General features: G+C 47.8%; 14 protein-coding genes. 7 read left to right on the top strand and 7 right to left on the bottom strand.

From position 1 onward, the window contains the following. Both QHH00_08075 and QHH00_08070 read left to right on the top strand, forming a co-directional pair. Positions 1-588, top strand: a 588-nt coding sequence (locus tag QHH00_08075; GenBank protein MDH7509332.1) for an AMP-binding protein, incomplete at its 5' end; no start/stop codon positions are given. Positions 589-745: 157 nt separating this feature from the next. Continuing rightward, positions 746-2,617 carry a GNAT family N-acetyltransferase gene (locus QHH00_08070; GenBank protein MDH7509331.1) on the top strand — a complete coding sequence of 624 codons (1,872 nt, stop codon included), beginning with the start codon at positions 746-748 and terminating at the stop codon, positions 2,615-2,617. A gap of 35 nt (positions 2,618-2,652) precedes the next feature. On the opposite strand, the gene QHH00_08065 is transcribed toward QHH00_08070, so the two are convergent. Beyond that, positions 2,653-3,132 (bottom strand): hypothetical protein, encoded by a 480-nt coding sequence (locus tag QHH00_08065; GenBank protein ID MDH7509330.1) that lies wholly within the window; start codon positions 3,130-3,132, stop codon positions 2,653-2,655. 401 nt (positions 3,133-3,533) lie between these two features. Then, positions 3,534-4,664, bottom strand: a complete 1,131-nt coding sequence (locus tag QHH00_08060; GenBank protein ID MDH7509329.1) for a CorA family divalent cation transporter — start codon at positions 4,662-4,664, stop codon at positions 3,534-3,536. A gap of 255 nt (positions 4,665-4,919) precedes the next feature. On the opposite strand from QHH00_08060, the gene QHH00_08055 reads away from it, so the two are divergent. Then, entirely contained in the window at positions 4,920-5,498 is a 579-nt protein-coding gene (locus QHH00_08055) for a DUF998 domain-containing protein (GenBank protein ID MDH7509328.1), read from the top strand. Between the two features lie 54 nt (positions 5,499-5,552). Here QHH00_08055 and hypD read toward each other — a convergent pair whose 3' ends face one another. Both hypD and hypA read right to left on the bottom strand, forming a co-directional pair. Next, positions 5,553-6,638 (bottom strand): hydrogenase formation protein HypD, encoded by a 1,086-nt coding sequence (gene hypD, locus QHH00_08050; GenBank protein MDH7509327.1) that lies wholly within the window; start codon positions 6,636-6,638, stop codon positions 5,553-5,555. Next, positions 6,638-7,012, bottom strand: coding sequence for a hydrogenase maturation nickel metallochaperone HypA (gene hypA / locus QHH00_08045; protein ID MDH7509326.1), 375 nt, complete (start codon positions 7,010-7,012; stop codon positions 6,638-6,640). The genes hypD and hypA overlap by 1 nt, the downstream gene beginning before the upstream one ends. A gap of 123 nt (positions 7,013-7,135) precedes the next feature. Between hypA and QHH00_08040 the strand changes: the two genes are divergently transcribed. After that, positions 7,136-7,426 carry a hypothetical protein gene (locus tag QHH00_08040; GenBank protein MDH7509325.1) on the top strand — a complete coding sequence of 97 codons (291 nt, stop codon included), beginning with the start codon at positions 7,136-7,138 and terminating at the stop codon, positions 7,424-7,426. 22 nt (positions 7,427-7,448) lie between these two features. On the opposite strand, the gene nth is transcribed toward QHH00_08040, so the two are convergent. The 3 genes from nth to QHH00_08025 are packed head-to-tail and all read right to left on the bottom strand — an operon-like array spanning position 7,449 to position 10,192. Continuing rightward, entirely contained in the window at positions 7,449-8,105 is a 657-nt protein-coding gene (nth, locus tag QHH00_08035) for an endonuclease III (GenBank protein MDH7509324.1), read from the bottom strand. After that, a complete protein-coding gene (locus QHH00_08030; protein MDH7509323.1) occupies positions 8,068-9,381 on the bottom strand; it encodes a folylpolyglutamate synthase/dihydrofolate synthase family protein in 1,314 nt (437 codons plus the stop codon). Before QHH00_08030 ends, nth begins: the two co-directional genes overlap by 38 nt. Positions 9,382-9,406: 25 nt before the next feature. Then, entirely contained in the window at positions 9,407-10,192 is a 786-nt protein-coding gene (locus QHH00_08025; protein ID MDH7509322.1) for an asparagine synthase-related protein, read from the bottom strand. Between the two features lie 173 nt (positions 10,193-10,365). Between QHH00_08025 and QHH00_08020 the strand changes: the two genes are divergently transcribed. From QHH00_08020 to QHH00_08010, 3 genes are all read left to right on the top strand, one after another. Beyond that, positions 10,366-11,778 (top strand): CoA-binding protein, encoded by a 1,413-nt coding sequence (locus QHH00_08020; protein ID MDH7509321.1) that lies wholly within the window; start codon positions 10,366-10,368, stop codon positions 11,776-11,778. 41 nt (positions 11,779-11,819) lie between these two features. After that, a complete protein-coding gene (gene nikR / locus QHH00_08015; GenBank protein MDH7509320.1) occupies positions 11,820-12,251 on the top strand; it encodes a nickel-responsive transcriptional regulator NikR in 432 nt (143 codons plus the stop codon). A gap of 103 nt (positions 12,252-12,354) precedes the next feature. Beyond that, on the top strand, positions 12,355-14,082 hold a 1,728-nt coding region (locus tag QHH00_08010; protein MDH7509319.1), incomplete at its 3' end, for a DNA topoisomerase I.

Here is a 14,082-nt window from a genome sequence, read left to right as displayed (position 1 = left end):
CCCCCAGGTGTTGAAGGTAATTTCGTTATCAGAAGGCCCTTCCCCGGTCTGACACCGACGATCTGGAACGATCCTGAGCGGTACAAACGGGATTACTGGTCCAGAATACCCGGTTGCTATTACACAGGGGACGGTGCGTCGAGGGATGAGAACGGATATTTCTGGTTCGTCGGAAGATTCGACGAGATCATCAAAATCTCCGCGCATAGGGTCGGCACAGTCGAGATCGAGTCCGTTCTCCTCATACATCCAGATGTAGCAGAAGCCGCAGTAGTGGGCGTCCCAGATGAACTTAGGGGGGAAGTCGCATTTGCGCTCGTTGTCCCAAAACCTGGAAGAGAGCCAACGGAGAGTATGAAAGCAGAGCTTAAAGAGCTCGTGAGAAAGAACATGGGTGCGGTTGTAGTCATCGGCAACATTGCGTTTGTTAGCAAGCTCCCAAAGACGAGAAGTGGGAAGATCATGAGAAGGCTCATTAAGGCCCTTGTCTCGGGACAGCCACTCGGCGACACGTCGACGATTGAAGATCCAGCAGCGATCGAAGAAATCAAGAAGGCGGTTCAAATGGCACAAACTCGGGATCGATGAACTTGTCCGCTTCGGATTACATGACAAGAAAAAGCAAAGTATGATCTGTAAAGAATGGCCAAGGTGCATCTAATACCGTCGTGAGTGAGGATGAGGGATCGCCTGCAAAAGGCATAAGAAGATGTCCCTCATCATTCTATAGGAGTGAGGGGGAACGTTGTCGGGCGATTGGAGAGATCGGTGGAGGGGAAAAATAAGGACGGCTGACGATGCCGTCGCCTGCGTTGAGCGGGGACAAAGGGTGTTCATCGGTACTGGATGTGGCGAGCCCCAGGCACTCGTCAGAGCGCTCATTGGTAGGGCGGATCATTTGGCCGATAACGAGTTTATCCAGACGATATCCCTCGGACTCGTGCCTTATGCAGAAGAGCGGTTTACTGACAAATTCAGGTTAAATGCGTTTTTCATCGGCCCTAACGTACGGAACGCTGTGAATGAGGGGCGTTCGGATTACACACCCGTTTACCTTTCCGAGATACCGAGGCTCATCGAGGCAGGGAGGATCCCAATCGATGTTGCGCTCATTCAGGTCTCGCCTCCAGATGAGCACGGGTATTGCAGTCTCGGTGTTTCTGTCGATATCACGAAGAGTGCTGCTGAGTCCGCCGATGTCGTCATCGGGCAGGTCAATCAATATATGCCGAGGATCTTAGGAGACAGCTTCATCCATGTCTCCGACATAGATTATCTTGTTGAGGCTCACGAACCTTTGCTGGAATGGCGGGCTGATGACGGGGGAAACCCAGAGGAAATCGACCGCATAGGAAGATTTGTGGCAGACCTCGTCGACGACGGGTCAACGATACAGACAGGCTATGGTTCAATACCCGACGCGGTGTTGCGCCATTTGAAAAACAAAAAGGATCTCGGCGTCCACACCGAGATGTTCTCAGACGGCATCATCGACCTCGTCGAAAGCGGCGTCATCACTGGGAAGAAAAAAACAGTTCATAAAGGGAAGATTGTCGCTTCCTTCTGCATGGGCACGAGGAGGCTCTATGAGTTCATTGACAACAACCCCGTTATCGAATTCCATCCTTCTGACTACACAAATGACCCTTGCCTCATAGGAAGGCATGACAAGATGGTCGCGATTAACTCTGCGCTCGAGGTCGACCTCACTGGCCAGGTCTGCGCCGATCAGCTCGGATATATGTTTTACTCCGGACTTGGCGGGCAAGTCGACTTCATGCGCGGCGCTGCGAGGTCGAAAGGCGGGAAGCCGATCATTGCGCTCCCTTCAACGGCCCAGGGAGGCAAGGTGTCGAGGATCGTGCCCCGGCTTTCAGAAGGTGCAGGCGTGACAACGACTCGCGGAGATGTCCATTATGTCGTGACGGAGTATGGTGTGGCTGAGCTTCACGGCAAGAGTATTATGCAAAGAGCATTGGCGATGATCAACATCGCTCATCCGAAGTTCAGAGAAGAACTACTCGCAGCGGCAAAATTCCACCACTATGTATTCCTCGACCAATCAGAAGTTCCGTACCGTGGGCTTCCATATCCACAGGAATATGAGACTTACAAGACATTCGACGGCGTCCAGATATTCTTCCGGCCGATCAAGCCAACCGACGAGGAGATGATGAAAGAGCTCTTCTATTCGTTCTCAGAAGAAACGATCTACCAGAGGTTCATGGGGCCGAAGATGGCGATGCCTCACCGTGAGCTCCAGCACTTCGTCAATCTCGACTACGATACGAAAATGGCGATAGTCGCGGTTGTGAGAGAAAAGGAGAGGACAAAGATCATCGGTGTTGGGAGATATGGTCTCGATAAGACGACTAATACCGCCGAGGTCGCATTTGTGGTCCACGACGATTGGCAGAACAAGGGGATCGGGACGTTCCTAATGAACATGCTCATCAAAATTGCTCGAGACAGGGGGATCAAGGCATTTACCGCTGAGATCCTCGCAGAGAATAAGCGCATGCTCAATCTGTTCTATAAGACGGGATTGAGGGTTGAAACGCGGTACGAAGGGAACACATATATCGTTTACATGCCAATCGATCAAAAAAGTCAATAGAAAAAAAAATGAGGAGGGAGGGTCAATTATTCACTCTATCTGATTCTCTCGACTTTTCCTACATAGTTCGCAATTTTTGATTGGTGATCAGATTCTTCTTTAATGAGCATGTCCAGCGTCGAGAAAATCGACGATGGATCGCCATCAAATAGATTCTTCATGTCCGACTTTTTTAGCGCGTCATAAATGTTCTTGTAGATATCATACGCTAACTTCTCATACTTTGACAGCTCCATCATGATTTCGAATTCCGTCTTGTTCTTAAAATTGAATTCACGGGGGCGAATGGCCGGGATCTCGCGCTGATTCTTCATTTTCACTCTAGACATCAGCTCTTCAACTATTGCCCGGTGTTTTTCAGACTCCGAGATAAGCTCGAAGACGACGTCTCTGAATTCATCTTTCTTGAGATTAATGTAAGATTCCCATTGAGACATGGTTTCGAAGCTCAATTCGATCTCTAAGGCCTTTTGCAAGAAGATCAACAGTTCATCAGTCGTCCTTATCTCGACCATGATAAACCCGTTTCTTTTATCGCTTTTGATTATTTAATTTTAGGGTCCCCCTGTTCGACATTTTCGAAAGAGTCTTCCAGTGTTCCTTCTCTGGTCATATTGACAAAGCACTAGGATGCGATCCGCAACAGTAAGCTTCCAAATCAACAATGACCGCAAATATGGAGATGCAAATGCCTGTCGAAGCTACAAAGATCCACCAATCCCCCATGAATTGAACGATTTGCTTTCTTGTTGGACAATTTGGTCTTGAGAAACCGTATGCACGAACAAGGAAACTGCGATTTCTTCCTTCTTATCGATCTATTCATGAGCTGCGCTTTTCCCAGAGAATAGAAGGATTTCCAAAAGGTTTTTTGGCGGTTCAAGTGAAAATGGCTGTTGAGAGATGATCTGATGATCTAATGAATAATCGACCGGCGTTTATCACTTTCATCCGGAATTGCCGTGATGATGACTCGCCTTCGAACCCACCAGTAGGCAAGAAAGGTTGCATTAATTGTTGAAATGACGAGAATCAAGATCGACCAAAGAAGCAGCTTTGACTCAAGGCCGAAGGCAAAACTGAAAATCGTAGCGAGAGTATTCGGCACAAGAACTGCAGTCCCGAGAATTGTTAGCCAAGTCATAACGAGAGCCATACGGTTGTTTAGGATCTGTAGTTGATTATTATACAACGATTGCAGGACTTCAAGCCCAGAGGCGAGTACCTCAGACATGTGCTCGCTCAATTCGATCTGTCGGTTGACCTCGTCCGCTAGCAATCCAATTCTTGACAAAACTTTAGGATTGTCCGTTATGAGATCTGCATCGCCGTAACGCAGTGAGTGAAGTACGTCTAAGGTTCTCCAAAGTGTGTTTAGATAGGTGATGAGCGCGTGCTTAATTTCATAGATCTGACGCCCGATTGCCATTCTGGGTGATTTCGGATCGACGAGCGTCTCACTTAGTTTATCACCAAGTTCCTCGATTTCTCTCAGATGCTCAAAATTCCTCGAATTGCTTTCGTCGATGATCCGGATGAGCATCAGCGTGAGCTTGTCCTGAGGGGATGCAGATTCTGGCAGTTTTTTCAGGAAACCGTCTGCGTAACGTGCAAAAACAACGAGTCTGGCAACCTCCTTACTGTGCATCGTGAGGATGAGTCCATCCCTTATCAGGATGATGAGAGGATATACTTTCAGTTCGAGACCCTCTGCTCTTACCGCAGGAAGCATGATACCCATCTCTGTACCGCGGTCTTCGAAGGTTGCATAGTAGCCGGAGAGAAGCGTCGAAACTAGTGAATCAGTGAAACCGAATTTTACAGCGATTTCATTTCCTTCTTGGCGTAGGTCGTCTATTGCAAAGTTCACCCATGAAAGCACTGAACCACGAATCGACGAAATGAAATCATCTGGAGAAGATCCAGCGAACTTGATAGTCTTTCCCGGTGAAACTAGAGCAACACAGATCCCCTTCGGCTTCTCATCCAAATAATTGTTTCCGCCACTGTTCAAAATGTTATTCCGCCCATATGTCGAATCGTTCATCGTTTCACTCGCCTGACCTTTTTTGGATTACTTCAATTCTGGAGTTCTGGATATCACTATGATTAGCGACACAGAATTGATAGCACATAATGGCACATCAATCTAAAAGGGTTCTGATCCTTCCAAAATTGCAAGCGATACTAGACGCGTAAATGGTTGCCGGGGGAAACGAACTTGAAACCTAGGGAATTCCATTCACGCTGGGCCCAAAAGGCCGATGAAAATAAAATAAGAAGACAAACAGATTACCGTTAGATGCCAAATCAACAGAAAATCATCAGAATTGGGGCCAGTTGTGGATTGACTGGCGCGATCATCTTTGCAATCATGTGGATAATAGCGGCAATGGTCGATACGAATTGGGTTCTCGGAGAACAGACGCTCAGTGAACTAGGTGGCGACAGACCTGGTCGGATTTTCTTCAATAATGGCGTAATCATTGAAGCGCTTCTCAGTATCGTTTTTGTTTTTGGATTATCGAAGGCACTTCGCAATGATAGTCTCGGGAAGGCGGGCTCCGCGGTCTTTTTCCTTGCTGCTATTTCTCTACTCGGAGTCGGCATTTTCCCCATTACAACTGGCATTTACCATACAGTGGCCAGTTATTCATTCTTCGGTCTTTCATTGATTGCGCTGATCATCCTTATTAGACCTTTACGGTCAAGCAAGGTATTTGGTGCGATCTTTTCGATCATGACGGTTGTGGCGATCATCATATCTCTGGGATTCTTGTTTTTCACAAATATCCCAACAGCCGAGGCAGTTGCGGTCATATGTCTCCTCTTTTGGTCCTCAGTGATCTCCGCCAGGATGTTAACGGCAAAAGGTGTCTAAGACTGCAAATAGACTAGGAAAAAGAAGAGCGGGCTATTGGCAGGTATAATCGAATTAGTCCTTTGAGGTTGATCCTTCTGGACGGTACCGATAAGTGATGTTGCAACTTCCCTCTCTGCTGACCATGCACGGGCCCATCGGATTCCCAGGGGTACATGAAGTCCCGAAGAGTGGACAGTCCTCGGAAGGGATGAGGCCCCTCAAAACTTCCCCGCATCGGCAGGCGGTTGAGAACTCCAAAGGAGAGAGGTCGGCGAGCAAATCAGCATACTTCTTTCGCGCGTCATATTCTTCAAATTCTTCTCTCAGCTCGAGGGCGCTGTTTCCAATGACAGGGAATCCTCGCCACGGCTTGTCGACTTTCTTGAAAACTTCGGAAAGAAGGGATAGGGCCTTTGGGTTGCCTTCTGGTTTTACGACACGCGAATACTCATTCTGGACAGAGGCAGTGCCCTCCTTGACCTGTTCAGCAAGCATATAAACAGCCATCAGGAGATCCAGTGGCTCGAAGCCCGCGACGACCTGCGGCATGTGAAACCGCTTCGCGATTTCCTCGTATGGCCTGAGACCAATAATCGTGCTTACATGTCCAGGCTGAATTAACCCATCAACGCGGATCTCCCCCATTTGGAGGATTGCTTCGATAGCCGGTGGAATCAAACGATGAGCGCTAAGAATTGAAAAAGAGGCGGGAGGTCTTGAATAGACTGCTGAGGCAGTCGTGGGGCTCGTCGTCTCGAACCCCACGGCCATGAAGACGACCTCTTTGCCAGTTTCTGCAAGCCTGATCGCTTCATCGACCGAATAGACAACTCTCACGTCACAGCCCTGAGCCTTAAGGTCTGCGAGGGAGCCGTCGGGTGTCGGCACCGCAAGCATATCCCCAAAGACCGCGAGTGTTTTTCCAGACCGGGCGATCGCCATCGCCTCTTGGATCTCATACGAAGTGGTGACGCAGACAGGACAACCGGGTCCCTGCCTGATATCGATGCCCGCTTTTTCAATGAGGTCCTGGAGACCAAACCGGACAAGGGTGTCCTGGTGCGTCCCGCATACATGCATGAACCTCGCATTGAGCCCCAGATCCGCTATTTTTTGAACAATCCTTTTCGCGGTTGCTTCATCCCTGAATTTGAACATTACTTCTCCACCACCTTGACCGATGTGACACCACAGCACTTCCCCTTAATGATGTCCGCTCGATCGTTGCATTTCGGGCAGCTCAGGATCGGAATGGAGAAGTGAAAAGATCCATCCCCAATATGTTCCGGTGGACCTTCAAACCCACATGAGGGGCAGCGTAGTATCGCCTTTTCGGTTTCAATGATTAGTTCAGCACCTTCAAGTATCGTCCCCTTACTTAATATCTCAAAAGCAAATCTCAATTGTTCTTCTCCAAGAAAAGTCAATTCTCCAACAATGAGTACGACCTCCTCGACCTTCTCAATCTCATAATTCGCAAGCTGATCGAGAACAGCGTTGATGATACCAGACATAACAGAAACTTCGTGCATTTTGAAGACTAAGTCTCGCATCACATAATTATTTTTTTGGAGAGATGAGGCAAGATCGGAAAAGTTAATCGTTAGACTACGAGAACTACTTATATAGAAATTAATATAAAGTGTGATTACCCGATGAACACCAGCAATAAGAAATCCAGGAAAGAATTAACGCTCGAGGCGATCGTCGAAGGAAAGAAGATGGAGGCATACGTGGAACATAGGACTAAAGACATGCACGTCTGCTGGATTTGCGGGACGATCGGTTACAAGAAAAAACCGATGAAAAACATCGGCAACCGGTGGATATGCATCGACTGCCTTAAGCATCTCAAGGAAATTCTTGATTCACTGGATCAATGGGAGGCAGAGATCCAGCTCGAGAAGGAAATGAGCAAGAAAATCGATGAGAGCCTGGGTGTTTAAGCGCAATCTTTTGGACATTCATTTATCGTGTCCTTTTCTCAGCAAAATAATCACAATAGCGATTGATTGGACAAACCGAACAATTCGGGTTCCTTGGCGTGCATATTTCCTTCCCAAAGGCGATTAAAACGGTGTTGATGCGTTTCCAAAGATCTCTTGGAACTACTCTTGTCAATTCCATCTCTGTTTCTCCAGGTGTCCTCGTGCTGACAAGCCCGATTCTATTCGATATCCTATGAACATGAACATCGACCGGAATCGCATCTTGGCCAAACCCGTAGACGAGAACGCAATTGGCCGTTTTTCTGCCGACTAAAGGCAGTGCGAGGAGCTTCTCCATATCGTTTGGAACGCGATCGTTGTAGTCTTGATGTATGATCCTTGCGATTTCCTTAATCGCTTTTGATTTTGCTTTGGGAAAACCCGCGGGGCGTATCAATTCCATGAGATCATCCAATGGCGCAGCCGCGAGCTCCGCCGGATTTTTGTATTTTGAAAAGAGACGTTGCGATGCGACGTAAGTATTTTCGTCCTTTGTCCTTTGAGAGAGAACCGTTGAAATGAGAACCTGGAAAGGGTCACTTCCAGCAGCGGGTCTCTCTTCCCCCTTTCTGCCAGGGAACGCCCCGTTGGGAAAGTGATTAACGAGTGTGGTCAAAATCTCTCTTATGGGCTTCATGCGAGTCCCACCAGACTTTCGCCTCGCCGATCGTGTAGAGCGAGCCTGTAATAAAGACTGTGTCGTCGACTGAGGCCATCCTCAACGCCGTTTCAACCGCATCGCCGACGTCTTCAACCGTTTCAACTTGGCTGCAGTACCTCTTTAGATGGTCTGCAACAATATGCGCTGGATATGCGCGTTTACTCTTTGGTGCTGTCGCAAATGCAACTGTCGCGATTTTACCGAGATGCTTTGCAAGCCCATCAATGTCCTTATCATTCAAAACGCCGAGTACGAGGATGATCCGACCCTTAACAAGTTCTTGGAGGTCTTTGGACACAATTGCTGCGCCATCTGGCGTGTGCGTCGCGTCAAAAATGACCAATGGTGATCGCGATAGGATTTCGAACCTTCCGGGCCAGCGGGTCTCCGAAAATCCTCTAACGATCGCACTATCAGGAATGTCGATTCCTTTCTTAATCAGCTCTTGAATGCAGCCGTAGGCGATCGCAGCATTGAGGGCCTGGAATGAACCTATGAGCGGGACATGAACCCTACCGATTCGCTCGATATCGATTATCGTTCCATCTAACGTCGTCGAAATGAGATCATACTTGATATCGCTACCTACAATCTTCAGTGGTGCATTGCGTTCCCTGCAAACCGATCTGATAACGTTGAGGACTTCCTCACTGCCATCAGCGGCTATCACTGGAACACCGGGCTTGACAATTCCAGCCTTCTCAAAAGCAATCTTTCCAAGAGTATCTCCTAGGTATTGCGTGTGCTCCAACCCGATTTTAGTTATCCCGCTACAGTCAGGATAAATGACGTTGGTGGCATCGAGGCGTCCTCCCATGCCGACTTCGATGACTGCCTCATCCACTCCCTTGTCAGCGAAATAGAGGAAGGCAAGCGCTGTTGTAATCTCAAAAAAAGTGAGCCGCTTGTAAGCATTTACCGAGGCCATTTCCTCCGCGATTGGCCTGATTTCTTCAATGAGGCGGAGAAGTTCACTTTCGGAAATTTGCGTTCGATTGATCTGGATTCTCTCACGAAAGTCGACAAGGTGCGGAGAGGTATATAATCCGACCTTGTATCCGGCTTCCTGAAGAATCGATGAGATCATTGCACAAACGGATCCTTTTCCCTTCGTGCCGGCGATGTGAACAGACCTGAACCTAAGATGAGGATCACCAAGCCGCTTCAAAAGTTCGATCGTGTTCTCAAGGCCAAGCTTGATACCCATGTTTTCGAGGCTGAAAAGCCAGTTCAATGTTTCTTGGTAAGACATCCTATCCCGCCACTAAAGATCGCGCTCAGCGATCACCTAATGTCACGAGCTGCTGAACGTATTCATTTAAATGAAGCTTGCGTTTCCGAGCGGCGTTCTTCAAAACCCTCATAATACCCGAGCCATATTGTGCCGCCTTCTTTTCATAATCAGCGATTTCATTGAGGGCGAGAGCCCTCGCGACGTTTCTTAGAAGCCCTTTTCTGATACCACCTCTCATCCTTTCTTCGACAGGGATGCTCCGCGCAAGATCGATGAATTGTGGATTGAGAAATGGATGCAAGATCGCTTTACCGAAATGCGCTGCGATTTTTCTTTCTAAATTCATTCCCTTATCGAGCAGCTTTTTCAAATCTTCATCCATCGACTTTACCCTTTCATCAAATGAAAGAAGCTCATATTTCTTGTAACCTCCAAACAACTCATCGGCTCCTTGCCCGTTTATTAAGAGTGATTCTTTAGCATTTAAGGCGACAAAATACAGGGGGAGTTCGTAGGAGAGAACAAGGGGGTTGAGATCGGAAATTATCGCTGCCAATCGCGGGACAGCGTTGATAATGTCTTCCTCGGTCAGGACAATTTTCTCCCATGGTAACCCCAATTTTTCTGATGTGATTCTAGCCACGGAAATATCATGTGAGTCCTCAATGCCAACTGTGTAAAGATGTGGGGTGCAATATTCCGATGCAATCGCTGCAAGAATGCTGCTATCCAGTCCTCCGGAGAATGATACTGCTATGTCGCTCCGACCCCGAAGATTCTCACCCAGAATGCCCTGGAGAGAGTTTAGGAGTTCAATTTCCCAAGCCATCGCGATTCACATTCTGCGTAGGTTGGACTCGTTTATTAATTTCTTCTCATTTTCGAATTTCAATTTGAAACTTGCTAGAATTCATTTGTTTAGATGCCGCAGTTTGGCATATTCATATGGATAAATAAAAATTGATGAAAAAGATTTAAGCATGAGTTCCGTTCAAGGGCACGATGGTTAGCCAGTTGGATGCATTATTCAACCCAAAAAGCGTCGCAATAGTCGGCGCTTCTGGTCATCCAGGAAAGATCGGAAACACAATCCTGATCAACCTGATGAATGGGAATTTTAGATTATATCTTGTCAACCCAAACGAAAGCGTCATCAATGGTTTCAAGGTCTATAAGAGTGTAAAAGACCTACCGGAAACAGTAGATCTGGCGGTTCTCGCTGTTTCTGCAAAGATCACGCCACCGATCATGAAAGAATGTGTGGAAAAGGGGATTCCCTTCGTGATTTCCGTAGCGGCTGGTTTTGGGGAGATCGGAGAAGAAGGTAAAATCCTGGAAAGACAAATCGCCGACATCATAAAGGGAACAGGAACCAGACTGGTAGGGCCGAACACTCTCGGAATCATTGTCACCGCCAACAAGCTTGACACACTCTTCGTTCCGAAAGAACGAAGCCCGAGGCCTGGTGATGGCGATATCACTGTGATCTCGCAAAGCGGTTCTATCATGTGCGGTATCTATGAAATGGCCGAGGATGCCGGCATCGGGATCAGAGCATGTGTTGGCCTTGGTAACAAGGTTGATCTCAACGAGAATGACTATCTCGAGTATTTCGCAAAGGATGATCGTACAAAATCGATCGCGATGTATCTCGAATCTTTTTCAGACGGACAGAAGTTCGTTGAAATCTGCAGGAAAATTACACCAAAGAAGCCGATCGTTGCGATTAAGGTAGGTAGCACTGAAAAAGGAGCTAAAGCGGCATCATCCCACACTGGGGCAATAGCGAGTGGGTCAGACGCTTTGGTAAGCGGGATCTTCAAACAAATCGGAGTCCAGAGGGCTTACGATGAAATCGAGCTGCTAGACATGGCAAAAGCCCTCGCTTATCTCGACCACATCGACGGAGATAGAATTGCGATCGTCAGCAGCACGGGCGGTTTCGGCGTCATTGCTACCGACTACATCGAATCTAAGGAAAAAGGAGTGGGCATGAGGCTTGCGGAGATAAGCGATGAAGGCAAGAAAGCGATCAGAGAGAGGACACAGTATTTTGCTTCCGTTGAAAACCCTATCGACCTCACAGGCAGTGTGACGGACGAAATGTACGGTGAGGTCTTGGAGATCATCCAGAGAGAAAAAGATGTCGATGTGGTCATGCTGCTCCTCCAGCTTCAGCCGCCCCTCATAACAAACCGCCTAGTCGACATCGCTGAAGAGAAGATCAAGAAAGGAGGGAAACCGACCGTAGTCTGTTGCATAGGCGGAAGTGTACCGAGACCTATGCTCCGTCGCTTCGAAGAAAAAAGAATACCGGCATACAGTTCACTGACGAGAGCGATCAAGTCGATCCGGTGCTTATACGACAGGGGGCTTTACCTGAAAAGGATTAGACGCTCGAGTAACGAAGAATAGAAAATGTCTTAAGATTCAAAAGGCAATCTCTTATAATTGCTATGGACAACGTCACGAGGATCGGAGTATCGCTCGAACCAGAACTACTGGAAAAATTCGATGAATTGATTCGGGAAAAGGGGTATACCACGCGGTCCGAGGCGATCAGGGATCTGATCAGGAACGCACTCGTGGAGGAGATCTGGGCTGATGAAAATTCGGAAGCATTCGGCACCATTACACTCGTCTACGACCATGAGAAGGGTGGCGTGAGAGAGAAATTATTAGAGATCCAACACGCCCATCATACGCAAATATCCTCGTCAATGCACATCCATTTGGACGCGCATAGGTGCCTGGAGGTTCTCGTGGTCAGCGGAAAGGTAAAGAACATCAAGAAACTCGCAGATGAACTCTGTAGTGTTCGTGGCGTTCTGCACGGCAAGCTGGCAATGACTGCAGGGCGTTTCGGTACTGAAGGCGAAGAACATTGAGCGATTTCGGCGATCTCTACTTTCAAAATAAAGGATTCGAGGGTTCTCGATCTAACTAAGCGCAATTTTTAACACGAACATATAATTTTATATAGAGTTCTCATTGGGCGAAGAACGAATGAGAATACTCGTGATCTCTGAAAAGGCTAACGCAGCCGCTCGCATTGCTACGATCCTCGGGAAGGGGTCCTATAAGAGGAAAAATCTACACGGTGTTCCAGTTTTCCATATTGAAAGAGATGGTCAGGAAATCGACATCGTGGGTTTGCGCGGTCACATCCTTGAACTGGATTATCCAAGAGAACTCAACGATTGGCGGAAAGTCGATCCCAAAGACCTCGTCTATGCCACTCCTGAGAAAAGGGTCATCGCAAGGAATATTCTGGCAGCTCTCAAAGAACTCTCAAATGATATAGACCAGGTCATCATCGCGACCGACTATGACAGAGAGGGCGAACTTATCGGCCTTGAAACCGTAAAGATGCTCTCCATAGACCCGAAGAAAGTGAAGAGGGCGAGGTTCAGTGCGTTGACAAAGAATGAGATCGAAGCGGCCTTTTCTTCGCTCACCACTCCAGACGAAAAGCTCGCAGAATCTGCCGAGTGCAGACAAATCATCGATCTCGCATGGGGCGCAACACTCACCCGCTTCATCTCAAAAGCGACACATCAGATGGGAAAAAATTTCCTCTCTGTGGGCCGTGTGCAGAGCCCGACGTTAAGCCTCATCGTCGACAGGCACAAACAGATCGAAGAATTCGTCCCGAAACCTTACTGGGATGTCACCGCCAAGCTGAGACACAATAATGCCGAGTTCGCTGGAGGACATCAAAAGAACCCTTTCTGGGAAGAGAGCGATGCGAAAAATGTCCTTTCTAAATGTAAGGACATAGGATTAGGTGAGGTCATCCAGTATGAGGCAAATGAAAGAGATGAATATCCTCCGGCGCCATTCAACACGACGAATTTTCTCGCCGAGGCAAATAGACTAGGTATTCCGGCGAGTAGGGCGATGAGCATCGCTGAGGACCTTTACACTTCTGGTTACATCTCATATCCGCGTACAGATAATACCGTCTACCCAAAATCCCTGTATTTGAAGGGCGTTCTCGAAAAGTTGAGAGAATCTGAGTTTAAAAAGGAAGTAGAGGAAATACTCGCCCAGGATCGGATAATTCCGTCAAGAGGAAAGATCGAAGCGACCGATCACCCACCAATTTATCCCACCGAGGTCGCTTCGAGAGGAACATTGAAAGGGGAGAAGTGGAAGATCTACGAGCTCGTGGTGCGCCGGTTCTTGGCAACCCTTGCGCCGCCAGCGAAGGTTAGAGTCAATAATTGCGCGGTCTCTATAAATGGAGAAATATTCACCGCCGATGGATATAAGTTGATTAATCTTGGCTGGAGGAAATACTATCCATATTATAGAATCTCTGAAGTCGAAATCCCGGATTTAAGTGTGGGAGACAAAGTCGAAGTCCTGAGCGTCGAATCAATCAAGAAACTCACACAACCGCCACCGAGGTATACTCAAGGTACGCTCATCCAGGAAATGGAGCGCCTTGGATTGGGGACTAAAAGCACAAGACACGAGATCATCCAGAAGCTGTATGAACGAAATTATGTGAGAGGCAATAATCTCATACCGACACCAGCAGGAATTGCCGTGGCAGAAGCCCTCGAGAAATACGCGAACATGATCACGGACAGCAAAATGACGTCGCACCTCGAAAAGGACATGGACGATATCGCGAGAGGGGAGAGCACGATTGACGATGTTGTACACGAGTCACAAGATATGCTTTCTGATGTCATTGATATTATGGATCAG

The sequence above is a fragment of the Methanomassiliicoccales archaeon genome, assembly GCA_029907465.1.
In the GTDB taxonomy this organism is placed as follows: domain Archaea; phylum Thermoplasmatota; class Thermoplasmata; order Methanomassiliicoccales; family JACIVX01; genus JACIVX01.
Note: the sequence above shows the minus strand (reverse complement) of the source record. Positions and strands in the feature narration are given on the sequence as shown.

Bases quoted from the DNA above. Each gene is read 5' to 3' on its own strand.
- nikR (MDH7509320.1), top strand. From the start codon at position 11,820: ATGGACAACGTCACGAGGATCGGAGTATCGCTCGAACCAGAACTACTG.
- QHH00_08040 (MDH7509325.1), top strand. From the start codon at position 7,136: ATGAACACCAGCAATAAGAAATCCAGGAAAGAATTAACGCTCGAGGCG.
- QHH00_08060 (MDH7509329.1), bottom strand. From the start codon at position 4,664: ATGAACGATTCGACATATGGGCGGAATAACATTTTGAACAGTGGCGGA.
- hypA (MDH7509326.1), bottom strand. From the start codon at position 7,012: ATGCACGAAGTTTCTGTTATGTCTGGTATCATCAACGCTGTTCTCGAT.
- QHH00_08030 (MDH7509323.1), bottom strand. From the start codon at position 9,381: ATGTCTTACCAAGAAACATTGAACTGGCTTTTCAGCCTCGAAAACATG.
- nth (MDH7509324.1), bottom strand. From the start codon at position 8,105: ATGAAGCCCATAAGAGAGATTTTGACCACACTCGTTAATCACTTTCCC.
- QHH00_08020 (MDH7509321.1), top strand. From the start codon at position 10,366: ATGGTTAGCCAGTTGGATGCATTATTCAACCCAAAAAGCGTCGCAATA.
- QHH00_08055 (MDH7509328.1), top strand. From the start codon at position 4,920: ATGCCAAATCAACAGAAAATCATCAGAATTGGGGCCAGTTGTGGATTG.
- QHH00_08025 (MDH7509322.1), bottom strand. From the start codon at position 10,192: ATGGCTTGGGAAATTGAACTCCTAAACTCTCTCCAGGGCATTCTGGGT.
- QHH00_08065 (MDH7509330.1), bottom strand. From the start codon at position 3,132: ATGGTCGAGATAAGGACGACTGATGAACTGTTGATCTTCTTGCAAAAG.
- hypD (MDH7509327.1), bottom strand. From the start codon at position 6,638: ATGTTCAAATTCAGGGATGAAGCAACCGCGAAAAGGATTGTTCAAAAA.